The sequence below is a fragment of the Bacillus cereus group sp. BfR-BA-01311 genome, from assembly GCF_022664295.1.
GTDB classification, from domain to species: Bacteria; Bacillota; Bacilli; order Bacillales; family Bacillaceae_G; genus Bacillus_A; species Bacillus_A cereus.
Genome location: NZ_JAKUHC010000002.1, coordinates 1 through 24,903, shown reverse-complemented (window position 1 = coordinate 24,903; position 24,903 = coordinate 1). Strand labels below are relative to the sequence as shown.

Below are 24,903 nucleotides of genomic sequence, written 5' to 3'. Positions count from 1 at the left end.
ATATCAAGTTTAAGATAGAGTTAATGAACTCTTAACTTAATTATAGGAGCGAAATTATATGTCACCTTTACGAGATGAAGCATTAAAAATGCATAAAGAAAAACAGGGGAAGATTGGTGTTTATTCTAAAGTTAAAGTACAAAATTCAACAGATTTAAGTCTCGCTTACTCACCAGGTGTTGCTGAGCCATGCTTAGAGATTTATAAAGATGAAAGCAAAGTATATGATTATACAATGAAAGGGAATCTAGTTGGAGTTATATCTGATGGAACTGCAGTATTAGGTCTTGGGAATATTGGACCTAAAGCAGCTATGCCAGTGATGGAGGGAAAAGCTTTACTTTTCAAATCATTTGCTGAGATCGATGCTTTTCCTATTTGTTTAAACACTAATAATCCGGATAAGATTGTTGAGGTTGTTAAATTATTAGAACCAAATTTTGGTGGGATAAACTTAGAAGATATTGCAGCACCACAATGCTTTGAAATTGAGGAGCGCCTAAGAAAATCTTGTGATATTCCTGTTTTCCATGATGATCAACACGGTACAGCTATTGTAACGATTGCTGGCCTAATTAATGCACTTAAGTTAACAAATAAAAAAATTGAAGATGTGCAAATCGTTGTGAATGGTGCTGGTGCTGCTGGGATAGCGATTGTTAAGCTGTTACTTCATATGCATGTAAAAAATGTTATTTTGTGTGACACAAAAGGGATAATATATGAACAGCGACCTATTGGAATGAATGCGCTTAAAGAAGAAATAGCTCGTATTACAAATATAGAACAGAAGCGGGGAACATTAGCAGAGGCCCTTATTGATGCTGATGTATTTATTGGAGTATCAGCTGCAGATGTAGTTGATGAGGATATGATTCGTTCTATGAATCATAATCCTATTATTTTTGCCTTGGCTAACCCTACACCTGAAATTATGCCTAATAAAGCAAAAATAGCAGGAGCACTAGTAGTTGGTACAGGACGTTCTGATTTTCCTAATCAAGTAAATAATGTACTAGCTTTCCCCGGAGTTTTTCGTGGAGCTTTAGATGTACAAGCAAAAGAAATTAATGAAGAAATGAAGCTAGCAGCTGTTTATGCAATAGCTGAGTTAATTTCAGAAGAAGAGCTTCATGTCAACTATGTCATTCCAAATCCGTTTGATCCTAGGGTGGTGCCACATGTAGCATATGCTGTCGCACGTGCTGCAGTGGAAACCGGTGTTTCAAGAAAAAATATCAGCATGTCTGAAATTAAAAACAATCTATTCAGGTTAACAAAAGAGGTAAATATATTAAAATAAATATTTTTCTTAAGAAAATATTATGTAGTAAAGGTTATCTACTTAGTTCTTAGCGTATAAAAAGTTAAATTATGTATATCTCCCTTTCTGATATTTGTAAAACGCATATATTTATTCCTTGTGAAGTATGAAAATTAACAAAGTCTTAAAAGGAGCGAGTTTAAATGATGATTGTTCTTCAGGTAGTTTTAGCAATTTTTATTGTAGTAGGGGGATTCATAAAAATTTTCCGTATATCTTTTCAGGTAGAACATTGGCGACAATATCAATATTCATTATGGTTTATGTCTATAATTGGTTTTATTGAAATTATTGGAGCAATAGGTATAATCGGTGGTATTTGGAATCAATACTTAGCGCTAGGAGCAAATACGTTATTAGCAGTTCTCATGGTCGGAGCCATTTATGCTCATATTTTTCGAGCAAAACAATCTATTTTAATGGCAATTCCTGCATTACTTTGTTTCATATTATCTATGGGGATAATTATTTGGAATTTAAATACATTTTCTTGAGCGTAACTATAAATTTTGAAAATAAGTAATTATTAGAGGAATATGTAAGCTCTATTTAAAATGGTGAATAGTTAAAGAATATTAATTCCGAAAAAGTATCACCATTTTACTATTGTTTTTAATAGTTCTATGAATAGAAAGTCGCTTCATTTTTTAAAATGCATGCTTGTAAAGTACATACGAAAACATAACTCATTATAGGAAGGAGAATTTTTAAATTCTATTGATAAACCCAGTAATTGTAATAGCCCTAACTTAGAATAATAATTTCAAAATCAATAAAGTTTAGAATAGAAGGAGCAAGATCAAATTATTATGAATAAACAAATAGGATTTATCGGATGTGGAAACATGGGTATTGCTATGATAGGTGGGATGATTAATAAAAATATAGTGTCTCCAAATCAAATAATTTGTTCAGATTTAAACGTCAGTAATTTAAAAAATGCTAGTGATAAATATGGCATAACTATAACTACTAACAATAATGAAGTTGCTAACAGTGCCGACATTTTAATTTTATCAATTAAACCAGACTTATACACATCGGTAATTAACCAAATAAAAAACCAAATAAAAAATGATGTAATTGTTGTAACTATTGCTGCAGGAAAAAGTATTAAGAGCACTGAGAATGAATTTGATAGAAAGTTAAAGGTTATTAGAGTAATGCCGAATACACCGGTACTTGTTGGGGAAGGAATGTCTGCATTATCTTTTAATGAAATGGTTACAGAAAAAGATATAAAAGAGGTACTAAATATATTTAATAGTTTCGGCCAGACGGAGGTCGTAAATGAAAAATTAATGGATGTTGTTACATCTATTAGTGGTTCTTCTCCAGCATATGTGTATATGTTTATAGAAGCCATGGCAGATGCTGCTGTACTTGACGGTATGCCGAGAAAACACGCTTATAAATTTGCGGCTCAGGCTGTATTAGGTTCTGCAAAAATGGTATTGGAAACGGGAATACATCCAGGTGAATTGAAGGATATGGTTTGTTCTCCAGGGGGAACGACGATAGAAGCTGTAGCAACATTAGAAGAAAAAGGTTTAAGAACAGCTATCATTTCAGCTATGAAACGTTGTACGAAAAAATCTATGGAAATGTCTAGTTTAACTAGTAAGTGAGAAGCGAATTTATATAATATTTCAAATCTATTTAACGTAAAAGAAATATTATAAGACTATCTAATAACTAAGTAAATTTATATACAACACTAACGAGAAGAACCAACCTTATTTTAAAGGGGATACAGAAAATATGAGTAATTTACTAAAAAAGAAATCCGTTACACAATTGTTAGAGCATAATCAAAGCAAGACTTTAACGAAAACATTAGGAGCATTTGATTTAATTATGTTAGGGATAGGCTCGATAGTTGGAACGGGGGTTCTTGTGTTAACTGGATTAGTAGCAGCAAGAGATGCTGGTCCAGCGGTTATTTTTTCATTTATACTTGCAGCAATTATATGTGGATTTATAGCATTATGTTACGCGGAAATTGCTTCTACACTCCCGGCGTCTGGTAGTGTATATACGTACTCATATGCAACAATTGGTGAGTTTGTTGCTCATCTAGTAGGTTGGTCATTGCTGTTAATATATATCGTGGCAACAGCGGCTGTCGCTGCTGGATGGACAGGCTATTTCCACAATTTAATAAAAGGGTTTGGATTAGAGATACCTAAAGCTCTAGTAACGATCCCTTCACATGGTGGTATTGTGAATCTACCAGCAGTAATCATTACATTGATATTAGCATGGATGTTATCCCGTGGTACAAGGGAAAGTAAACGAATCAATAATATAATGGTATTGATTAAAATTGGTATGATTTTGTTGTTTATTACAGTTGGTATATTCTATGTAAAACCAATGAACTGGATACCAATTGCACCATACGGTTTAAGTGGGGTTTTTACGGGTGGAGCAGCTATTTTATTCGCTTTCACAGGTTTTGATATATTAGCAACTTCAGCAGAAGAAGTAAAAGATCCGAAGCGTAATCTTCCCATCGGTATTATTGCATCATTAATCATATGTACAATTATTTATGTTATGGTATGCCTTGTTATGACAGGAATGGTTTCCTATAAAGAATTAAATGTCCCTGAGGCAATGGCTTATGTAATGGAAGTGGTAGGACAAGGAAAAGTCGCTGGTGCAATTGCTGCAGGTGCTGTAATTGGCCTTATGGCTGTTATTTTTTCCAATATGTATGCGGCAACACGAGTATTCTTTGCAATGAGTCGCGATGGATTGTTACCGAAATCATTTGCGAAAGTTAATAAGAAAACTGGAGCACCCACTTTTATAACTGGATTAGCAGGAATAGGGAGCTCTATAATAGCTGGGTTTATTGATTTGAAAGAATTAGTTAATTTAGTTAATATCGGTAGTTTGGTGACGTTTGCGTTAGTTTGTCTATCAGTTATTATCCTTCGTAAATCACACCCAAATTTAAAACGTGGATTTATGGTGCCTTTTGTACCTGTATTACCATGCGTTGCAATTGTATGCTGTGTGTTTTTAATGCTAAATTTACCGTTAAGGACATGGGTGTACTTTAGTATTTGGATTACTATTGGGGTAGTAGTATATTTCCTTTATTCGATAAAACACAGTAATTTAAATGAGGAAACGATCTCGAAATTACATGATAAAATTGCGAGATAATAACGATCGAAAATTTTATTAATAATCATATTGATAGTTGAGTAACATAGAAACAGTTTTTTGACATTTAGCAAGAGATAAAATAAGAGATGCTAGGGCAGCTAAGTACTTTTTTAGAAACCTTGCTTGTTTTTTACGATTTAAAACTGCTAAGGAGAGAGAAGTATGAGTGAATTGCATTTTATGAGTATAGAAGAATTTGATAATAAATTAAAAAAATCTGACAGTGGTATTTATTTCATTAAAGATTATAATGACAATATTATTTATGTAGGCAAGGCTTTTAGTATAAAAAGTAGAGTATTAGCTCATTTTAATAGTTATTCCAATATTGAGGAATATGTACATTTATTTAATAAAGTAGCGTATCTCATTGAAGATAGTTTGTTAAAACGCTCTTTGTTACAAGTTACTTATATGATTAAATATAAACCAGTATTAAACAAAGAAGTACAAAAAGAATTCCCAGAGTTGTATACTCAATACATTAAGCAGACAAATAAAAAATCTATTTTGTTAGAAATTGATGAAGCTAAAGAAAAAGGGGATGAGTTAAAGAATAAATTAGTAAAATTAGTGGGTGGAAAAACTATGTTTTATGACATAATTTCTCTGTTAAACAATGGATATAACTATCATGTCCTCGCAAAAGTATTGAGCATAGAACTTCAAACTTTAATTATAATAAAAGAATACCGAAACAAATTCCCAATACCACATAATTATAAGAGGACAATAAAACATCAAGATATAATGTATGCTTTATCTGGAAAAAAGAATTTAAGTACTTCAAGGTTAAACACTTAACTTTAAAATAGTAAATTCGTAGCTTTTGTAGCTTTTATTGTTATATTGAAATGCAATGTACATTTGTGTTTCAAATTTAATTGGTGGAATAAGGGGAGGGAAAGGGTTCCTATAAAAATACTGGAATAAATTAGGTTGCTCATGCGAAAGTAATACAAATGAAATTCTTATTTCTGCTACTACAAGTACTATTGAGCAAATGAAGTATGAAAGTGCTTTTGAACTAGGGGTCACACTGGGACCTGATACATCACATCATCTGCAAATGGTTCGGATCGGTGGAGAGATTACAAAACGCTTAGTTCGAATGGCTGAAAAACAGTTAACAGGTCAATACAGACTACACTAAGAAAATAATCCGTATATATACGGATTATTTTTCCTTTAATTTACAAAAAAATAAATTTCGAAATTGAAAAAACCTCTCAGATTCCTTTGTAACAATATTTTTTAGTTATGTTAATGACGCAGGTATCGAAAGGTGATAAATTCGATACGAGCGATGTATGAACCCTTTAAAGAGTTTTGGTGTTATTTGCAATTTTAATTCCATAATACTTAAGCCGATATAATAAAATGTTTTATGTCTAAATCGATATAAAGGAATAGTTTTTAAGTGATATTTCTTTTTTTATAGAATAAGCAAAACCTGATATTGTAGTAAGAATTGTTTTGATGTCAATTTACTGTGCACCTTGGTTATTGAAGTTTTTGGTTGATTAACAACTATTGTATTTGGAAATTAATAATAAGTTTATCTCGCTATTTGCCGGGCAGTAAGACCCCCACCTCAAAATTCAGCGGAAGCAAAGAAGTTAGGTGGGGGGCGGGCTGCCCGTAAAAGCCCGATTGGTGTGGGCTAATAATCAGTGGGGATGAACAAAACCCCCACTGATTAAAGTTTCACTTTATGTGATGCGGTACTAAAACTATCTAGTTTGCTATTTTTAGTATTTGTAAAGTCTATATATATTTTCCTCTTTTGTGGAAAGTAAACTAATGTTGCGACCAGTAATATAGTGTCATTTTTTTGAAAATTCCATTCGTTTTTTTATTTTTAGTTGATGAAAAGACCTTTCTCTCAATTAAATGTTTAGTTGAGTACTTGAATTTCCTCCACCTTGTACTTTTCAAAGCATAGTGCTTCAAAAATAGCCGTATCGCTTTCATCTGTTTCCAATTTCACAACTTCTTTATTATCTTTTTTTAAAATTTGGAGCAAAATAGTTTTTCAGTTTCATATTTAAATTAGCAGTATTTATTTTTTTGAATTCAATTTGTATAAGTGATTGAATTGGAACTTTGACTGTTGTTTCTTGCGGTGGTACAGTATCTCCTGTTACTTTCGCTGTATTTTAAATCTTTTTCCAGCTTGGTCCTCGCATTGACTACCACTGTATTTTGTAGTATTTCACTGTTTTCTCAAGTTCAATAATTATATCTTGTAGAATTAAGAAAAGAACTTAACTTATTTCATTTACTTATCTACTCTGATGTTTAGATGCTAACTACAATTAAATAATATATGATTTTTATAAAAAAGATATAGTAATATTTTGTTGTGAATTGTACTAATTTGATATTTTATAGTATTATTTGTCGTGAATTATATCTAACAGAATATATTTTATGGATCTATAAAGGAGAATGTAATGAATACTTCTATCGATATACAACACTTGTGTGATCTTGCACATAAAGCATTTAATGCCCCTGTACATATTTTATCTGCAGACAGAAAGATTTTATATCATTCTACATCTGATAATGTTTGTAGTCCTTTTTATTCTTCAAAAGAAGAACATCTTACTGATATTTATCAAGAAAACGATCCCTTTAACTTGCCACTTTTCCGAAGTAACAACTATCTTGAAAATTTTGTTCTAATTCATATAGAAAATCATGATGATATTAAAGGGACTATTATAATCGGTCCTACTATACATCCAAAAGATTCAGATGATATGATCATAAAATTTCAGAAAGAATTTAAAGCAAATGATAACATTCAAGAAAGACTTGCATATTATCAGTGTTTATCTGAGATTAAAAAAACTACATTAATTGATATGGGAATTTTATTACATTACATGATTTTCAATGAAAAGTTAGATGTAGATATTGTCTTGGAAAAAAATAAAGTACTAGAGGAAATTCCTAATAAAAATGTGAAACCTGATTTATATATTTTAAAACGTCGACAAAACAAACCTAAAACGCACAATATGGCATTAGTAAATGATTTCTTTTCGACTATTAAAGAAGGGAATAAAAAAAAGTTAATACAGTATATGTATGCGGTTTCGCAAGCAGATGTTGAGCTTATGCTAATAGAGGATCCGCTCAGGAATCAAAAAAACCTTGGAATTATTGCGATTACCTTAGCCACTCGATATGCAATAGAAGGAAACCTGCCACCAGATATTGCTTTTGCTCATAGTATTTTATATATACAAACCCTGGAACAATTAGATAATGTAGAATCTGTAAAGCGATTGTCAGGGGATGCTTTACGTACTTTTGCAGATCGTGTGAAAGAATACAATGCAAAAAAGTATTCTTACGCGGTTACTACATGTATAAAACATATTAATAAAAATGTTTACGATGGAATATCTCTGAATGAACTTGCTAATCATTTAGAAATTACGCCTACTTATCTGTCTAAACTATTTAAAAAAGAAATGGGAATTACTTTAAGCGAATATATTCAAAGGGAACGAGTGGAAGAAGCAAAGAAATTATTAACACTCACTACTTATTCGTTATCAGATATCTGTGCTTGGCTTAACTTTAATGACCAAAGTTATTTTATAAGAGTTTTCAAAAAAATCACTAGTATGACTCCTAGGCAGTACCGTGAAAAATATACAGTAATATAAGCTTGTTATCTGCTGTCTCCAATGTAAAGACTTAAACATGGGTATAAGTATCCCCAAAAATGAAAATTCACTAACCATTATTTTGCTAAAGAAAACAAAAAGACAGAAGGCTGCAAAGTGTTTCAAGTAAGCTTTGCAGCTTTTTTGTAATTTAAAACCTAAGTTTATAGACTAATATCTTCATATTGTATATTTGTTAATAATGATATTAAAATGTTTTGTAAAAAAATCAACAATATAACATATATTACTAAATATATCTACATTTTATGCAATTATACATAACTAAATAAAGGTAAAAAAGTATAAAAAGCCCTATTATATTATTCTATAAGTATTTTTTCTAAAATAAAATTTCTTGGTTGAGCTAAAATAGTTATTTTTAACCGTATACACATTAATTTGTAATCATTACAATTACAGAAATGAAATTTACGAATAACTATATTTATATAATTTTTTCCGGTTCATATTTTTATTTAACAGTAAATTATCGAGCGTAATCGACAAAATTTTTCTATTTACGCATTAAAAATTTAATGTTTTAATGAACAACATAACTGGTATGACCAGACAGAAAGGAGAAGGTTACGCTAATAGGAATTATAGTGAAGTTGTAAGTAACATTATGTAGAGTATATTTTTCTGAATAGTGTATTTATTTACAAGAGGTCAAGAATCAAATTTGTAATAAACGTGTCCTAAGTTTCTGCATAACAAAAGTGAAGTTATTCCGCAATAAAAGTATAAGCGATGTACAGTATAATTTCACCTTTTGTTATCTAGTAAGGAGTTTGCTGACAAAACTAAGAGATATATTATTAAATTGAAATTAAACAATGTTATGGCAAGATTAACTGTAAGCATTGGTTTATTGATTCTCGCGGTTGTGTAGGTTAAACCGCAATTCTAGGGAAGAATTAATAATTTACTATTCATAGGGTGCTTGATTCAAATATAGTTAATAAATTTTTGTTATTTATATTTGAAAAAATAGAGTATCGAAATGAGAGATAAGTAAAATCCTTACATCCTATTAGAAGTAAAAACTAACGATATTACCCTATCTGAAAGATTTCTCCTTCTTAACTAGTTTACAAAGAGAGAGGTCGTACAAGTTATATGAATTAAGTTATAAAAACAATGGTAAAGGAGTGTACAGAATGAAAACTAAAATAATTACAGGATTATTAGTCACATCCATTGTAACTGGAGGAAATATTCCTATCAATACTCTCGCAACACCAATCGTTCAAGCGGAAACTCAACAGGAAGGCATGGATATTTCCTCTTCATTACGAAAATTAGGTGCGCAATCTAAATTAATTCAAACGTATATTGATCAATCTTTAACGAGTCCTAATGTACAGTTAGAGGAAGTCACAGCTTTAAATACAAATCAATTCCTAATCAAACAAGATATGAAGGAATGGTCATCGGAACTCTATCCACAGTTAATCCTATTAAATTCAAAAAGTAAAGGATTTGTAACAAAATTTAATAGCTATTACCCGACATTAAAATCGTTTGTAGACAATAAAGAAGATAGAGAAGGGTTTTCGGATAGACTTGAAGTACTTCAAGAAATGGCTATGACGAATCAAGAAAATACGCAACGGCAAATCAATGAATTAACAGATCTTAAATTACAGCTTGATAAAAAACTAAAAGATTTTGATACTGATGTGGCAACTGCGCAAGGCATACTAAGTACAGATGGAACAGGAAAAATAGATCAGTTAAAAAATGAAATATTAAATACCAAAAAAGCAATTCAAAATGATTTACAGCAAATTGCATTAATACCAGGGGCTTTAAATGAACAGGGATTTGCTATATTCAAAGAAGTTTATAGTCTTTCAAAAGAAATTATTGAACCAGCTGCGCAAGCAGGGGTGGCAGCGTATAACAAAGGAAAAGAAATTAACAACTCTATTCTAGAAGCTGAGAAAAAAGCAGTGCAAGAAGCAACAGAGCAAGGTAAAACTGCTCTAGAGATTGAATCAGCAAAAAAAGCAGCTCGTGAAGCAATTGAGAAAAGCAAACAAGGTGAAATAGCAGCCGCAGCTGCAGCAAAAACACAAGAGTATGACCTGATGAAGGTCATTGATACCGAAAAGATTAAGAAAACATTTGGCGTTTTTGCTGAAGTAAATAAATTAACAGCAGAACAGCGAGCATATTTAGATGATTTAGAGAAACAAAATCAAAAGATATATGATTTAACAACGAAATTATCAATAGCTGATTTACAAAAATCAATGCTTCTTCTTACACAAAATGATTTGCATACGTTTGCAAATCAAGTAGATGTAGAACTTGATCTACTAAAACGCTATAAAGAAGATTTAAATCTAATAAAAAATAGCATTACAAAATTATCTACTAATGTTGATACAACTAGCGAGCAGTCTCAAAAAGATACATTAAGACAATTAAAAAATGTAATAAGTTACCTTGAAGAACAAGTATATAAATTTTAATATTTCGTTTTTGGGGAATTCATAAAGATTATAAGCATTTAGCGAAAGAAGGAGAATAGTTATGAAAAAATTTCCATTCAAAGTATTAACTTTAGCTACATTAGCAACTGTTATAACTGCTACTACCGGTAACACTATTCATGCATTTGCACAAGAAACGACCGCTCAAGAACAAAAAGTAGGCAATTATGCATTAGGCCCCGAAGGACTGAAGAAAGCATTGGCTGAAACAGGGTCTCATATTCTAGTAATGGATTTATACGCAAAAACAATGATTAAGCAACCAAATGTAAATTTATCTAATATCGATTTAGGCTCAGAGGGGGGAGAGTTGCTCAAAAATATTCACCTTAATCAAGAGCTGTCACGAATCAATGCAAATTACTGGTTAGATACAGCGAAGCCACAGATTCAAAAAACTGCTCGTAATATTGTAAATTACGATGAACAATTTCAAAATTATTACGACACATTAGTAGAAACTGTACAAAAGAAAGATAAGGCAGGTCTAAAAGAGGGTATAAATGATTTAATTACTACAATCAATACAAATTCAAAAGAAGTTACAGATGTGATTAAGATGCTACAAGACTTCAAAGGGAAACTATATCAAAATTCTACAGATTTTAAAAATAATGTTGGTGGTCCAGATGGGAAAGGTGGATTAACTGCAATATTAGCAGGTCAACAGGCAACGATTCCACAACTTCAAGCTGAAATTGAGCAACTTCGTTCTACTCAGAAAAAACATTTTGATGATGTATTAGCATGGTCAATTGGTGGTGGATTGGGAGCAGCTATTTTAGTTATTGCAGCTATTGGGGGAGCGGTAGTTATTGTTGTAACTGGCGGTACAGCAACACCGGCTGTTGTTGGTGGACTCTCGGCTCTTGGTGCAGCTGGTATCGGTCTAGGAACTGCGGCTGGTGTCACAGCATCTAAGCATATGGACTCTTATAATGAAATTTCTAACAAAATCGGAGAATTAAGTATGAAAGCAGATCGTGCTAATCAAGCAGTTCTTTCGCTTACTAACGCGAAAGAAACATTGGCATATTTATATCAGACTGTAGATCAAGCGATATTGTCTCTAACAAATATTCAAAAGCAATGGAATACAATGGGCGCAAATTATACAGATTTACTGGATAATATCGATTCTATGCAAGACCACAAATTCTCTTTAATACCAGATGATTTAAAAGCCGCTAAAGAAAGTTGGAATGATATTCATAAAGATGCAGAATTTATTTCAAAAGATATTGCTTTTAAACAGGAGTAGAACTGAAATATAAAACCTAAATTGGAGGAAAATGAAATGATAAAAAAAATCCCTTATAAATTACTAGCTGTATCGACGCTATTAACTATTACAACCGCTAATGTAGTTTCACCAGTAACAACTTTTGCAAGTGAAATTGAACAAACGAATAATGGAGATACGGCTCTTTCTGCAAATGAAGCGAGAATGAAAGAGACCTTGCAAAAGGCTGGATTATTTGCAAAATCTATGAATGCCTATTCTTATATGTTAATTAAGAATCCTGATGTGAATTTTGAGGGAATTACCATTAATGGATATGTAGATTTACCTGGTAGAATCGTACAAGATCAAAAGAATGCAAGGTCACATGCTGTTACTTGGGATACGAAAGTAAAAAAACAGCTTTTAGATACATTGAATGGTATTGTTGAATACGATACAACATTTGACAATTATTATGAAACAATGGTAGAAGCGATTAATACAGGGGATGGAGAAACTTTAAAAGAAGGGATTACAGATTTGCGAGGTGAAATTCAACAAAATCAAAAGTATGCACAACAACTAATAGAAGAATTAACTAAATTAAGAGACTCTATTGGACATGATGTTAGAGCTTTTGGAAGTAATAAAGAGCTCTTGCAGTCAATTTTAAAAAATCAAGGTGCAGATGTTGATGCCGATCAAAAGCGTCTAGAAGAAGTATTAGGATCAGTAAACTATTATAAACAATTAGAATCTGATGGGTTTAATGTAATGAAGGGTGCTATTTTGGGTCTACCAATAATTGGTGGTATTATAGTGGGAGTAGCAAGGGATAATTTAGGTAAGTTAGAGCCTTTATTAGCAGAATTACGTCAGACCGTGGATTATAAAGTAACCTTAAATCGTGTAGTTGGAGTTGCTTACAGTAATATTAATGAAATGCACAAGGCGCTTGATGATGCCATTAACGCTCTTACTTATATGTCCACGCAGTGGCATGATTTAGATTCTCAATATTCGGGCGTTCTAGGGCATATTGAGAATGCAGCTCAAAAAGCCGATCAAAATAAATTTAAATTCTTAAAACCTAATTTAAATGCAGCGAAAGACAGTTGGAAAACATTACGAACAGATGCTGTTACATTAAAAGAAGGAATAAAGGAATTAAAAGTGGAAACTGTTACTCCACAAAAATAGGGAAATATTAATTCTGTTGTAAAGTGAACTAAAACATGGAAAGTCTATGATTACACTGTTAAACAGAAAAGTAATAATTAATAAATCCTTATATAACAGAAAGGCGGAGTCTCATTAAAGACTTCGCCTTTCAATTATATATAAGTATGATTCGAATAAAAAATAACCTTGTAGTTTAATTGCTTTTTTAAAATTTGCAACAGAATCGGTTAATTTGAAGTAGATTATATACATTTTCTTTAATACTTAATGATTTGAAGGCTGCTAAAGAAAGTTCAAACGATACTGATAAAAGATGTAGAACTCATTTTGAAAGACATCGCTTTTTAATAAGATTAGAACTTGAAACCATACCTTATATAGGAGGAATACGAAATGATGAAAAAAATCCCTAATAAACTACTCGCTATATCAGCGTTTTTAACTATAACAACTACTTATGCAGTCATACCACTAGAAACTTTTGCAATTGAAATTGAACAAACGAACATTGAAAATATATCTCTTTCAGCAAATGAAGAACAGATGAAAAAAGCTTTGCAAGATGCTGGTTTATTTGCAAAAGCTATGAATGAATATTCTTATTTGCTAATTCATAATCCAGATGTGAGTTTTGAAGGAATAACTATTAATGGAAATGCGGATTTACCTAGTAAAATTGTACAAGATCAAAAGAATGCAAGAGCACATGCTGTTACATGGAATACACAAGTAAAAAAACAGCTTTTAGATACATTGACAGGCATTATAGGATACGATACAAAATTTGAAAATTATTATGAAACATTAGTAGAGGCGATCAATACTGGAAATGGAGATACTTTAAAAAAAGGGATTACAGATTTACAGGGAGGAATTCAACAAAATCAAAAGTCTACAAAAGCATTAATAGAAGAATTAATGCAATTAAAAAATGCTATTGGAGAAGATGTTAGAACATTTGGAAGTCATAAAGAGACATTGCAATCGATTTTAAAAAACCAAGGTGCCGATGTGGAGGCTGACCAAAAGCGTCTAGAGGACCTTTTAGGACAAGTAAAATATCAGAAAGATATAGAATCTAAGGGGTTAGACATGGTGAAAATTCCCTTTATTCCAACCTTGATTGCTGGTGGCATAATGATAGGTGATGCAAGAGGTAAGTTAGGTTGGCTAGAACCTGAATTAGCAAAATTGCGTCAGACTGTAGATTATAAAATAACATTGAATCGTGTAGTTGGAGTTGCATTTCATAATATTAGTGATATGCATAGTATGCTTGATAGTGCTATCACTGCTCTTACCTATATGTCTACGCAATGGGAGGATTTAGATTCTCAATATTCGGGTGTACTGGGACATATTGATAAAGCTGATCAAAAAGCTGATCAAAATAAATATAAATTCTTAACCCCTAGCTTAAATGCAGCGAAAAACAGTTGGAAAACATTAAAAACAGATGTTGTCACTTTGCAAGAAGGGATAAAAATTGCAGAGAAAAAAGAACAGGATTTTTTGAATCAGCTTCGTCCATCAAACGTTTTCTACTTTTATAAAAAGATTCATAACGCATACACTTTTGAAATAAAGACTGGAACAAATGCGCCAAATGCGTCTTATAAAGTTATGAATTTAACTAAAAACACTGTTCATAATATGTGGAGTGGAGGAGCTAATACTAACATGTGGGCTGATTGGCTTTCATTCAATCCAAATGATGAATTTGCGGTAGTAGCAGTAGTGAATGGTAAAGAATATGTTGTGTATAAAGACAAAGTACAAAATATAATGAACTGAATCTGAAAGTAACGAAGTAATTGGAGCTGGACAATAAACTAGACAACAAGTTAATTGAAAAATTGTAATGGCATATTTCTCCTTATGTCATAGAATACTTAGCTCAAGAAAAAGTAAATATTGAACCAAGGCGTTACTTGCATTATGTGGATGGCTTTACCGAAAGGTTTCAAGTACATTACTCATACAATTATGTAGTTATCCTGAAGCATCTACAGGTGTTCTTATCGACCTTGAGGAACTACTTAGCTTCCTAAGTGGAGTGACTTTATGCAAAATTAAGTGAACGTTTTTGTACATAGATTAGTTGACATTCATATAGATTTTTTCCATTTTCAAAGATAGTTTTGTTTTTTATGTTATTTTTCAAAAATTACTGTTGAAGTTCCTATATTCATGAATCAGTATATAATTGTTGTTTGATGAAATGACATACCACGTCCCTTAGAGTTTCAGACATACTACGATAACTTAAAGAAAAAAGATAATAGTAGTCAACGGTTACTATTATCTTTTTTGAACTATTTTTCATTAAATTTTCCAGATTTTATCCTAGTTTAAAATTTATGCATTTGAACTGTTTATACAATTTGTAGGATTTTTAGCTTTTTTGTCGAATACACTTAATGCAAGGAGGGACATTACATGATTATTAAAGATTATTTCATCAACCTTTCTATTTTTTCTTTATTAGTTAGCGCAGCAATATTTATTCAAGTGTTTACAATTAATTCTAGTCGATATTTCGAAAAGCTCTATGGAGGGATTATTGCAGTTACGTTAATGTTCTTTTCTTTTCCATACATGGGATTTTCCTACGATCTTCGAGTTGTTCCTCTTATTCTATCTTTTATTTACTTTGGTCGTATTGCTGGTTGGATTACGCTAATTAGCATAATATTAATGCGTATTTTTTACATTGGAGAGTATTGGGAACCTCCTGTGATTGCTTATTTATGTATGGGGATTCTATTTTCTACTTTTAAAATTTATGTAAAAAAACTACATCCTTTTAAAAGTGCATCTTTATATTTTTCTGTTTTTATTGGAATAAAGTGGTTAGTTGGGGTATTATTTAACACTACATTACTTTACACAGGAGGCTTATTATATATAGCGTTAGGACTTTTAATTGGGCTATTTCTTATGGAAGCCTACCAGAGATTGTATTATTTAACACAGGACTTATCTAAAATGAATCGAGAATTAAAAAAATCGAAGCAAGAACTTACAGATACCGTACATGAGCTTCAAGGAGGAATTTTTAAATTTAAAAAAGTGGATAAGCACTTTATACACACTTTATGTGATGGACAGTTTTATTATCAAAACGGATTTTATTCTGAACAGGTGGTAGGAAAAAGCTTACGTACTATTGATGCTTCTATTATTCCTCCACATTTAGTTCCACAATTGATGAAGTACTATCTCCAGGCATGGGAAGGAAAAGAAATTATATTTGAATTACCTTGGCCAAATGATAAAACTATTATTCTTATTGCGCTTAGGCCAATTAAACGAAATGGACAAGTTATTGAAGTTGTTGGTTCTACAGTTGATATAACCGAAAGGAAAAAGGTAGAATCAGAATTAAGAGCTACCAAAGAATTATTAGAATCATTTATAAAGCACAATCTAGATGCTATTACCATTTCTGATCGAGAAGGGTATATTTTACAAGCGAATAAAGCTTATGAAAAGATATTTGGTTGGTCATCACAAGAAATCATAGGTAAGAGATTACCTTGTGTACCAGATTTTTTAATGGAAGAATCACTTAAAAATATTCGGAAAATTCTAACAGGAGAATCTGTGGTTACTAGATTAGAAACTGTTAGACAACGTAACGATGGGAGTCTTCTTGATGTCAGTCTGACAGTTTCTCCTATATTAGATGTAAGAGGAAATGTGATAGCTTTATCAGCAATATGTAGAGACATCTCTGAAAGAAAACAAGCAGAAAGAGAACGACATCGATTACACCAGCAATTAAGAGATAGTGAAATGAAGTACCGTGCACTAATTGAACAAGCAACTGATGCGGTATATGTAGTAGAGCTAAATGAAGAGAATGCTCCAAGTCGATTTATTGAGGTAAACCCTGTTGGGTGTAGAAGATTTGGATATAGTAGAGAAGAGTTGCTCTCATTATCATTTTCAAATATAGTACCACAAGATTCTCAAATGATCGTAAGGCTATTAGAAAAAATTAAAAAGGGAGAAACTTCCTTCACTTTGCAAGATGAATATGTTTTTCCAACAGGAAAAGTAATAACAACTGAGTTTAGTGTTCGTGTTTTTAACTTAAATGGTAAAAAGGTTTTCCTAAGTATTTCTCGTGATATCACTGAACGGCTAAAAACAGAAGAATTATTACGGAAATCTGAAAAACTTGCTGTTGTAGGACAATTGGCGACTGTAATGGCTCATGAGATTAATAATCCATTAACTGCAATGAAAGGGTTCATGCAATTACTAAAATCAACGGAAAATGAGAATAATCAGGGTTATATTAATATAATATCATCAGAGATTGAGCGTATAGAGAGCATTACAACTGAATTTATGGCGGTAGCCAAACCACAGGTGGTAAAAATGCAACCTAATAATATGAGTGTGCTAATGGATCAAGTTTTAATGCTACTACAACCTCAAGCAATAATGAATAATATAAAATTTAGAATCGATCTTAACCCTGGTATTCCATTGATTTCATGTGAAGGAAATCAATTAAAACAAGTATTTGTTAATATATTAAAAAATGCAATTGAATCTATGCCGATGGGAGGGGAAATTCTCATTCAATTAAATATACTTGATAATAATCAAGTAAGCATTCGTTTTATCGATCAAGGGTGTGGGATTCCAAAAGAACGTATACCATATCTCGGAGAACCTTTTTATAGTATTAAAGAAGAGGGGATTGGCTTAGGGTTAATGATCTGTTATAAAATCATTGAAACACATAAGGGAAAGGTATTTATTGAGAGTGAAGTGAATAAGGGGACTATAGTTGAAGTCACTCTCCCTATTTGTACACTTCAAAATTAATATATTCTTTTACTGAAATTTTTAAGAAACCATACAGAATATAATGCTAATGTTACTTAATGAAATAATAAAGAGAAGAACACTGGTAAAATTGTACCCTATAGAATAGACATTTGAAAAAGCTTGTTATAAAAACATCCTTTCTTTAGAACCAAAAGAAAGGATGTTTTTAATATCGTAATTCTTCTTGAAAATATTTCTGATATTTACTTGTAATACATTTTTTTAACTAATTTTGGTTAAGTTATTTTCAAAGGCGTTATTATTAATTCAATAAGTATACTTACATATCACCATCTCTAATTTTAAAAACTGCAATTTCCTGAAAACTATATATAGTTTCTTTCTGAAAGGAAGGGTATTATCAATTGAAACCACATGAAAGAATATCTGTTTACCCAATAGAATCTTTGCAGGATTTAATGAAATTACTAAAAAAATCTAAAGATTTTATAACGTTGGAAATTGCTTCTAATAAATCCTCTATAGTCATTTCATATTTTAGAACATTAATCGATGTAAATATATTTCATGAAGAAGTTTTGACTTATATAAAAGAGAAGAGCTTCGATTCGTTACAAGATATTCAGTCTGTCTTACCCTTTGAGAATTCAAAAATAACAAATCAAATGAAAGATATTCAGGATAGTATTTTAAATGGCTATATACTGATTCAGTTTGATACAGATAAATTAAATTGTTTGTTAGTAAATGTGTCAAAGAAAGAAAAAAGGGATATTACAAAAGCTGAAATTGAATACAATATTGTGGGTCCGCAAATCGCATTTGTCGAAGATTTAGATGTGAATTTAAATTTGGTACGTAGAAAGCTTCCAACACCCTATTTACAAATGAAGGAATTGAAAGTAGGCGCGCTCTCTAACACAACTGTTGCAATTGTATTTATTGAGGGAATTGTAAATGATCAAAATCTACAAGAAATTATAAAACGGGTAAGCCAAATAAAAACAGACCATGTTTTGGATAGTACTTATTTGATTCAGTTAATTGCAGACAACCCGAATTCTATATTCCCTCAATTTTTGAATACAGAACGTCCGGACCGTGTAGCAGCTGTATTAGCAGAAGGGAAAATTGCACTTTTTGTAGATGGCTCGCCTTATGCTATCACTCTTCCAACAACATTAATTGACTTTTTTTCTACGACAGAAGATTATACCATGCCTTGGATTATGGCCTCATTTTTTCGACTGTTAAGGATTTTTGCTTTTATCTTTTCTGTTTTAACGACTCCATTATATGTTTCGATCTTAACATATCATTATGAGCTAATTCCAAAAGAACTTCTTGAAACGTTGATCATATCGAGAAGTAAAGTACCTTTTCCTCCAGTCATTGAAGCACTTTTTTTAGAAATAACGATTGAATTACTGAGAGAAGCGGGGACACGTTTACCAACTAAAGTGGGTCTAACTGTCGGTATAGTAGGGGGTATTGTTATTGGACAAGCATCGGTAGAGGCAAGTCTTACAAGTAACGTACTTATTATTATTGTTGCACTTTCAGCTCTTAGTTCATTTACAGCACCAATATATCGAATTGGTAATACAATTCGAGTAATTCGTTTTCCTTTTATAATAGCTGCACACCTGTTGGGCTTATTAGGAATTGTTTTAACAAGTTCTTTACTTTTAGCACGCCTATTACGTACAGAATCATTAAGACGTCCTTATTTGTTCCCTTTTTATCCTACACGCCCTACAGATTGGAAAGACAGCATTATACGTATGCCAATCTCAGCGATGTTCCGACGTCCTATTTTTTCAAGGTCTAAACAGCGTTTTCGTTTTAATCCAGAAGAGGTAGAGAAAAATAAAATCAAATCACGAAATGATTTTGATGATTGAAATTAACAGGGAGGAGCATTATGAAACAGGTCCCAATTGAGTATCAAGTCTCTCCATATATGGTGTTTTTTTTAATTATTACTATACAGATGGGGGTTGGTATGCTTGGTTTTGAAAGGATTAGTGCAAAATTAGTTGGAAATGATGCGTGGATTAGCACGCTGCTTTTTGGAATATCTGTTAATCTTATGATTTGGATTATATATCAGATTTTAAATCAGGGTAATGGAGATATCATTGCAATCAATCAAGACGTACTTGGAAAATGGATTGGTGGATTGTTCAACTTCATTTTTTTATCTTATATTGTATTGTTAGGTGCAACAACACTACATACTTATATAGAAGTAGTACATGTTTGGATGTTTCCTTCCATTTCATCTTGGATTATAGCAGGGGCTTTTTTGGGTCTATGTTATTACATTGTGACTGGAGGATTTCGTGTAGTTGCTGGAATCGGCTTCTTTGGAATCGTTATCCCAAGCATTCTAATCTTCACATTTTTTTATCCTTTGCAGTATGCAGATTTCCAAAATTTATTTCCAATTGCACAGCATTCATTCCTAGAAATTATGAAAGGAATGAAAGGAAATATGTTTAGTTTTTTTGGATTTGAAATGTTATTGTTATACTACCCATTTATTAAAAAGGCAAGAACGTCTCAAAAATATGCGCACTATGCAAATTTAGTAACGACTATTGTCTACACATACCTTATGATTTTAACTCTTGCGTTTTTTAGTGAAAAACAACTAGCGAGCGCGATATGGGCATATTTAAGCATGATTAAAATTATACAATTTCCCTTTATAGAGCGGTTTGAATACATTATTGTTTCTGTTTGGGCTTTTTTTATATTACCCAATGTTTCCTTTACATTATGGGGAGTAAGTCGTGGTATAAAAGAGGCACTGGGAATAAAGCAAAAATATGTTTTGCCAGTTATCATCCTGTTCATCTTTGTTTTATCATTTTTCTTGAATAACCGTAATAAAATTAACTTATTAAATACTTGGACAGGTCAAATTGGCTTTGTATATATATATGTATACCTACCTATATTATGGCTAATTCAAACCGCCAAAATAAAGTTAAGGAGATAAACATGAAGCGATGGATACTTTTCCTTATAGTAAGTGTCTTCTTAATAGGTTGTGCTAAAACGAAAATTGTGGATGACATTGACTTAGTTCAAGTTGCGGCATATGATACCGAAGCAAAAGGTAAGCTAAAAGGAACCTTTGCGATTTCAGCTTATAAAGGAGGCGGGGAAGGTGAAACGAAAATCTATTCAGCATCAGGCCAGACTGGTAGAGAAGTTCTTGCAAGAGCATCCGAAAAATCTTCTGGACCTCTAGAGTTGGGGCAATTGCGTGTTATTATATTTAATGAAAAAATAATTGATAAGGGAATGCAGGAAATTTTAGAGACTTTGAACCGAAATCCTAGTGTAGGAAATGCAATTTATTTAGCAATTACAAATGTAAAAGGGGAATCACTATTAAAGGGGAACTATTCTGAAGAAAAAGAAATTGCTTCCTATCTATCCTCTTTACTGGAGCAAAATATGGATAATGGAACGCAGCCAAAAACAAATTTTTTTATGTTTTTAAACCAACTTAATGATGATGCGAGAGATTCATATTTACCGATAATATCTAAAAAAGGTAATGTGTTGGAGTTAGATGGAATAGCACTTTTTAAAAGATGTAAAATGGTTGATAAAGTAAACCCTAAAGATTTATTTGTATTTAAATTGTTGACAGATAATTTTAAACAAGGTACATACCAATTCAAACTACCTGGTTCCTCAAATACTTACGCCACGATAGAGAATATAAAAGCTAGAACAAAATATAAGATGGAGGGGAATAGTAAGCATCCATTCGTAAATGCTCATATTCAAGTTAAAGCTGAAATTCAAGAATTTACAAAAACAAAAAATCTAGATAATCCTAAAGAAATAAAAAAATTAGAAAAAATTATGGAAAAAGAAATAGAAAAAAAAGCAACTACATTGATAAAGAGATTTATTAAAAAAGACACAGATCCTATAGGACTTAGAAAGCTTGGTAGAACTCACGTAAGAAAATGGAACAGTCAAGAATGGGAAGAATCCTATAAACATTTACGTTTTCGTGTAACAGCTGATGTAAAAGTAACCCAATCTGGTGTTACAGAATAAATCAAATAAGATATGGAAAATTTTAGTAAAAAAATATAGTCTCGCAGGAGATTAGGGAGAAGAGAAACGATTAACAAAGAATTTCATAAACATTAAGATGCTTCGTTAATCGTTTTTATACCTGTAGCTTTATCACTTATAGTAATCATAATTATAATAAAAGAACACCGAAACAAATTCCCGATACCACATAATTATGAGAGGACAATAAAGCATCAAGATATAATGTATGCTTTGTCTGGAAAAAAGAATTTAAGTACTTCAAGGTTAAACACTTAACTTTAAAATAGTAAATTCGTTGCTTGTAGCACTTCAACTAGACTGTGCCCCCGAAAGTTAGAAAGGTCGGTTTATTAAGTAGCCTCTAGGGAATGAGCCTAGTACAATACGGGATTCATTTCCTTTTATTTTTCCTTGATTCTTTCATGATTATAGTATTTTATATACTTTGCTAATTCTGGTTTAAATTCTGTTATACTTTCAAATTCTTTCGATACAGAAATAGACATACAAAAACGCCATTCTTTCTTATAAATTTACAGAAAGAATGGCGTATTCTTCAAAAGTGAGTTCCTTTATTGAAAAGTTTTAGTTCTATATGACAGATAAAAGGGCAAGCAACGCTAAAATAGCGAGAAATCCTTGTTTCATGATAATTGATTTATTGGATGTGAAACCTCCGGAAATAGCTGCTACCACTACACAAATGATGAAAAATAATTGAATCATATAACCAATGGGATTGTTTCCAAGTATAAGTCCCCGAGTGAGGCCAGCTGCTAAGAATTCATTATATAAACCGTTTGCAAATTAATTGTCTAAGTATTTCTAAGTTTAAAGAGTACAGTGTCTTCGTTTTTTATTGAATCAACTTTTACATGTTGGTTCAATATTTTCTATTCTCTTGGAACTTAGTTCTCGTTTACTTCTCACAAAAGCAATAAAATCTATTATCTCTTCTGTTGACAGTGCTTCTCCATCTATTAAAAGTGTTGGATCTGGATCGTTTAGGAGTCTTGTAATATCAATTACATCTTTGTTTTGATGTGAATGATCAATTCGGCCTAATATATAATCTACAGATGTATCAAATAAATCGGCTATTTTTGATAAAGATTGTAATGAAGGTAATCTATAACCATTTTCATACCCGGCATAGGTGCTTTTCGCAATCCCAAGTCGATCTGCTGTCTCTTGTAAGGACCATTTTTGATTTTTTCTTAATTTAGATAAACGTTCCAGCATTCGTCTCATACCCCATCTAATTTTATTAAATTAATTATAACATAGAAAAAGAATCAAGAATAGAAAAAAAGTACGCGTATTGAATACAAAATCTTGATTAATTCAAATTAAGTTCTATAATGATAAATATAAATACGCATTACGCGAACGATATATCGTTGTTTATTTTATGGAGGGGTTGTGTATGAAGAAAATTTTATTACTTGCAACTGGTGGGACAATTGCATCTGTGGAGGGGAATGAGGGGCTTGTTCCAGGATTGTCCGCTGAGGAATTATTGAATTATTTTTCGAAGTCTTCTCGAAACTTAGAAATAGATTGCAAAATCTTAATGAATATTGATAGTACCAATATGCAACCTGAGCACTGGAAAGAAATAGCTAATGCTGTTTTTAATCACTATGATGACTATGACGGGTTTGTGATTACACATGGAACGGATACGTTAGCTTATACATCTTCTGCGTTATCTTATATGCTGCAAGGTTTAAGAAAACCAGTTGTTTTAACAGGTTCACAAGTACCTATTAGTTTTAAAAAGACAGACGCAAAGAAAAATGTAGCTGATGCTCTTAGGTTTGCCTGTGAGGATGTTGGCGGTGTGTTTATTGTTTTTGATAGTAGGGTGATTATTGGGACGAGAGCAGTTAAAATGCGAACAAAAAGTTATGATGCATTTGAAAGTGTGAATTATCCATATGTTGCTGAGGTAAATGAAGATGAAGTGAAATATCATTGGAAGCCAACTTCCTCACATAGTGAACTTTCAATAAATACTAATTTATGTACGGATGTTTTTCTTATGAAATTGTATCCAGGTACAAAGCCTGAGGTATTTGATTGTTTAAAAGATTTGTATAAAGGGATTATTATTGAAAGTTTTGGAAACGGTGGATTACCTTTTGAAGGAAGGAACTTGCTTTCGAAAATTCAAGAGTTGACTGAAATGGGGATTGCTGTAGTGATTACTACTCAATGCCTGGAAGAAGGAGAAGACATACTTCTCTATGAAGTAGGACGGAAAGTGGCGCAACATCAAGTAATATTGTCTGGAGATATGAATACGGAAGCCATCATAGCAAAATTGATGTGGGCGCTTGGGAAAACTAATAAATTAGAAGAGATTAAAAAAATTATTGAAGAGCCTTTAGCCTACGATTTAACAATAAAATCTGATAAGGATTGGTAATGACTTCATATGATTTATTTAGGTTTTACATTTAATATGGGGGAGAAATTAAAATGGCAATGACAAACAAGAACGTGCGAGTGGAGAATGATTTTTTGGGAGGAAAGGAATTACCTATTGAGGCATATTACGGAATTCAGACTTTACGCGCTGTTGAAAATTTCCCGATTACAGGGTATAAAATTCATGAAAGTTTAATTAGAGCGTTCGCAATTGTAAAAAAAGCAGCAGCGCTTGCGAATACAGATGTAGGAAGATTGGAATTGAACAAGGGCGGCGCGATCGCAGAAGCTGCTCAAGAAATTCTTGATGGAAAATGGCATGATCATTTTATCGTAGATCCAATCCAAGGCGGAGCGGGTACTTCAATGAACATGAATGCAAATGAAGTCATTGCCAATCGTGCGCTTGAATTATTAGGAATGGAAAAGGGAGACTATCATTATATTAGTCCAAATAGTCATGTAAAC

19 protein-coding genes and 2 pseudogenes are annotated in these 24,903 nt (G+C 31.9%); 17 read left to right on the top strand and 4 right to left on the bottom strand.

Features of this window, described 5'->3' with window-relative positions; genetic code table 11:
* Window positions 1-58: 58 nt before the first annotated feature.
* The 6 genes from MR136_RS05355 (at window position 59) to MR136_RS05330 (ending at window position 5,657) form a co-directional block, all read left to right on the top strand.
* Entirely contained in the window at window positions 59-1,303 is a 1,245-nt protein-coding gene (locus MR136_RS05355) for an NAD(P)-dependent malic enzyme (protein ID WP_000074778.1), read from the top strand.
* Between the two features lie 164 nt (window positions 1,304-1,467).
* Complete coding sequence (locus MR136_RS05350; RefSeq protein ID WP_088338786.1) at window positions 1,468-1,818, top strand: DoxX family protein; 351 nt, start codon at window positions 1,468-1,470, stop codon at window positions 1,816-1,818.
* A gap of 315 nt (window positions 1,819-2,133) precedes the next feature.
* Window positions 2,134-2,952: a pyrroline-5-carboxylate reductase gene (gene proC / locus MR136_RS05345; protein ID WP_242259274.1), complete on the top strand. Its 819-nt coding sequence runs from the start codon at window positions 2,134-2,136 to the stop codon at window positions 2,950-2,952.
* Between the two features lie 133 nt (window positions 2,953-3,085).
* Complete coding sequence (locus MR136_RS05340) at window positions 3,086-4,501, top strand: amino acid permease (protein ID WP_088338785.1); 1,416 nt, start codon at window positions 3,086-3,088, stop codon at window positions 4,499-4,501.
* A 165-nt stretch (window positions 4,502-4,666) separates the two neighbouring features.
* Window positions 4,667-5,308, top strand: a complete 642-nt coding sequence (locus tag MR136_RS05335) for a GIY-YIG nuclease family protein (protein WP_088338784.1) — start codon at window positions 4,667-4,669, stop codon at window positions 5,306-5,308.
* A 163-nt stretch (window positions 5,309-5,471) separates the two neighbouring features.
* A complete protein-coding gene (locus tag MR136_RS05330) occupies window positions 5,472-5,657 on the top strand; it encodes an alpha/beta-type small acid-soluble spore protein (protein ID WP_088338783.1) in 186 nt (61 codons plus the stop codon).
* Window positions 5,658-6,401: 744 nt separating this feature from the next.
* Here MR136_RS05330 and MR136_RS05325 read toward each other — a convergent pair.
* Window positions 6,402-6,530 (bottom strand): hypothetical protein, encoded by a 129-nt coding sequence (locus MR136_RS05325; protein ID WP_003288606.1) that lies wholly within the window; start codon window positions 6,528-6,530, stop codon window positions 6,402-6,404.
* A 430-nt stretch (window positions 6,531-6,960) separates the two neighbouring features.
* Here MR136_RS05325 and MR136_RS05320 point away from each other — a divergent pair, with 430 nt between their 5' ends.
* The 9 genes from MR136_RS05320 to MR136_RS05280 all read left to right on the top strand — a co-directional run bounded on the left by MR136_RS05320 (window position 6,961) and on the right by MR136_RS05280 (window position 21,999).
* Window positions 6,961-8,190, top strand: a complete 1,230-nt coding sequence (locus MR136_RS05320; protein WP_242259273.1) for a helix-turn-helix domain-containing protein — start codon at window positions 6,961-6,963, stop codon at window positions 8,188-8,190.
* A gap of 1,163 nt (window positions 8,191-9,353) precedes the next feature.
* Window positions 9,354-10,673, top strand: a complete 1,320-nt coding sequence (hblC, locus tag MR136_RS05315; RefSeq protein WP_088338781.1) for a hemolytic enterotoxin HBL lytic component L2 — start codon at window positions 9,354-9,356, stop codon at window positions 10,671-10,673.
* A gap of 61 nt (window positions 10,674-10,734) precedes the next feature.
* On the top strand, window positions 10,735-11,955 hold the full coding sequence (hblD, locus tag MR136_RS05310) for a hemolytic enterotoxin HBL lytic component L1 (RefSeq protein WP_000714435.1): 1,221 nt from the start codon (window positions 10,735-10,737) through the stop codon (window positions 11,953-11,955).
* 36 nt (window positions 11,956-11,991) lie between these two features.
* Window positions 11,992-13,119 carry a hemolysin BL binding component B gene (gene hblA / locus MR136_RS05305; RefSeq protein WP_000591975.1) on the top strand — a complete coding sequence of 376 codons (1,128 nt, stop codon included), beginning with the start codon at window positions 11,992-11,994 and terminating at the stop codon, window positions 13,117-13,119.
* A 375-nt stretch (window positions 13,120-13,494) separates the two neighbouring features.
* Window positions 13,495-14,895 carry a hemolysin BL regulatory component HblB gene (gene hblB, locus MR136_RS05300; RefSeq protein ID WP_242259272.1) on the top strand — a complete coding sequence of 467 codons (1,401 nt, stop codon included), beginning with the start codon at window positions 13,495-13,497 and terminating at the stop codon, window positions 14,893-14,895.
* 645 nt (window positions 14,896-15,540) lie between these two features.
* Window positions 15,541-17,946, top strand: coding sequence for a PAS domain S-box protein (locus tag MR136_RS05295; RefSeq protein ID WP_088338779.1), 2,406 nt, complete (start codon window positions 15,541-15,543; stop codon window positions 17,944-17,946).
* Between the two features lie 368 nt (window positions 17,947-18,314).
* The gene (locus tag MR136_RS05290) at window positions 18,315-19,814 is read left to right on the top strand and encodes a spore germination protein (protein ID WP_071736082.1); all 1,500 of its coding nucleotides are present in this window, start codon (window positions 18,315-18,317) and stop codon (window positions 19,812-19,814) included.
* 20 nt (window positions 19,815-19,834) lie between these two features.
* A complete protein-coding gene (locus tag MR136_RS05285) occupies window positions 19,835-20,917 on the top strand; it encodes a GerAB/ArcD/ProY family transporter (RefSeq protein ID WP_000815828.1) in 1,083 nt (360 codons plus the stop codon).
* A gap of 2 nt (window positions 20,918-20,919) precedes the next feature.
* On the top strand, window positions 20,920-21,999 hold the full coding sequence (locus tag MR136_RS05280; RefSeq protein WP_000832874.1) for a Ger(x)C family spore germination protein: 1,080 nt from the start codon (window positions 20,920-20,922) through the stop codon (window positions 21,997-21,999).
* A 404-nt stretch (window positions 22,000-22,403) separates the two neighbouring features.
* Here MR136_RS05280 and MR136_RS05275 read toward each other — a convergent pair.
* The 3 genes and pseudogenes from MR136_RS05275 to ansR all read right to left on the bottom strand — a co-directional run.
* Window positions 22,404-22,490: pseudogene (locus MR136_RS05275) on the bottom strand (IS3 family transposase); the annotation flags it as partial.
* A gap of 103 nt (window positions 22,491-22,593) precedes the next feature.
* Window positions 22,594-22,809 (bottom strand): annotated as a pseudogene (locus MR136_RS05270) (DUF1304 domain-containing protein); the annotation flags it as partial.
* Between the two features lie 57 nt (window positions 22,810-22,866).
* Entirely contained in the window at window positions 22,867-23,244 is a 378-nt protein-coding gene (ansR, locus tag MR136_RS05265; RefSeq protein ID WP_000893564.1) for an HTH-type transcriptional regulator AnsR, read from the bottom strand.
* A 184-nt stretch (window positions 23,245-23,428) separates the two neighbouring features.
* Here ansR and ansA point away from each other — a divergent pair, with 184 nt between their 5' ends.
* The gene (gene ansA / locus MR136_RS05260) at window positions 23,429-24,433 is read left to right on the top strand and encodes an asparaginase (RefSeq protein ID WP_000722302.1); all 1,005 of its coding nucleotides are present in this window, start codon (window positions 23,429-23,431) and stop codon (window positions 24,431-24,433) included.
* A 53-nt stretch (window positions 24,434-24,486) separates the two neighbouring features.
* On the top strand, window positions 24,487-24,903 hold a 417-nt coding region (locus tag MR136_RS05255), incomplete at its 3' end, for a lyase family protein (RefSeq protein ID WP_242259271.1).

What these genes read in the sequence shown, in the direction of transcription:
- MR136_RS05355 (WP_000074778.1), top strand. Translation starts at nt 59, where the DNA reads ATGTCACCTTTACGAGATGAAGCATTAAAAATGCATAAAGAAAAACAG.
- MR136_RS05350 (WP_088338786.1), top strand. Translation starts at nt 1,468, where the DNA reads ATGATGATTGTTCTTCAGGTAGTTTTAGCAATTTTTATTGTAGTAGGG.
- proC (WP_242259274.1), top strand. Translation starts at nt 2,134, where the DNA reads ATGAATAAACAAATAGGATTTATCGGATGTGGAAACATGGGTATTGCT.
- MR136_RS05340 (WP_088338785.1), top strand. Translation starts at nt 3,086, where the DNA reads ATGAGTAATTTACTAAAAAAGAAATCCGTTACACAATTGTTAGAGCAT.
- MR136_RS05335 (WP_088338784.1), top strand. Translation starts at nt 4,667, where the DNA reads ATGAGTGAATTGCATTTTATGAGTATAGAAGAATTTGATAATAAATTA.
- MR136_RS05320 (WP_242259273.1), top strand. Translation starts at nt 6,961, where the DNA reads ATGAATACTTCTATCGATATACAACACTTGTGTGATCTTGCACATAAA.
- hblC (WP_088338781.1), top strand. Translation starts at nt 9,354, where the DNA reads ATGAAAACTAAAATAATTACAGGATTATTAGTCACATCCATTGTAACT.
- hblD (WP_000714435.1), top strand. Translation starts at nt 10,735, where the DNA reads ATGAAAAAATTTCCATTCAAAGTATTAACTTTAGCTACATTAGCAACT.
- hblA (WP_000591975.1), top strand. Translation starts at nt 11,992, where the DNA reads ATGATAAAAAAAATCCCTTATAAATTACTAGCTGTATCGACGCTATTA.
- hblB (WP_242259272.1), top strand. Translation starts at nt 13,495, where the DNA reads ATGATGAAAAAAATCCCTAATAAACTACTCGCTATATCAGCGTTTTTA.
- MR136_RS05295 (WP_088338779.1), top strand. Translation starts at nt 15,541, where the DNA reads ATGATTATTAAAGATTATTTCATCAACCTTTCTATTTTTTCTTTATTA.
- MR136_RS05285 (WP_000815828.1), top strand. Translation starts at nt 19,835, where the DNA reads ATGAAACAGGTCCCAATTGAGTATCAAGTCTCTCCATATATGGTGTTT.
- MR136_RS05280 (WP_000832874.1), top strand. Translation starts at nt 20,920, where the DNA reads ATGAAGCGATGGATACTTTTCCTTATAGTAAGTGTCTTCTTAATAGGT.
- ansR (WP_000893564.1), bottom strand. Translation starts at nt 23,244, where the DNA reads ATGCTGGAACGTTTATCTAAATTAAGAAAAAATCAAAAATGGTCCTTA.
- ansA (WP_000722302.1), top strand. Translation starts at nt 23,429, where the DNA reads ATGAAGAAAATTTTATTACTTGCAACTGGTGGGACAATTGCATCTGTG.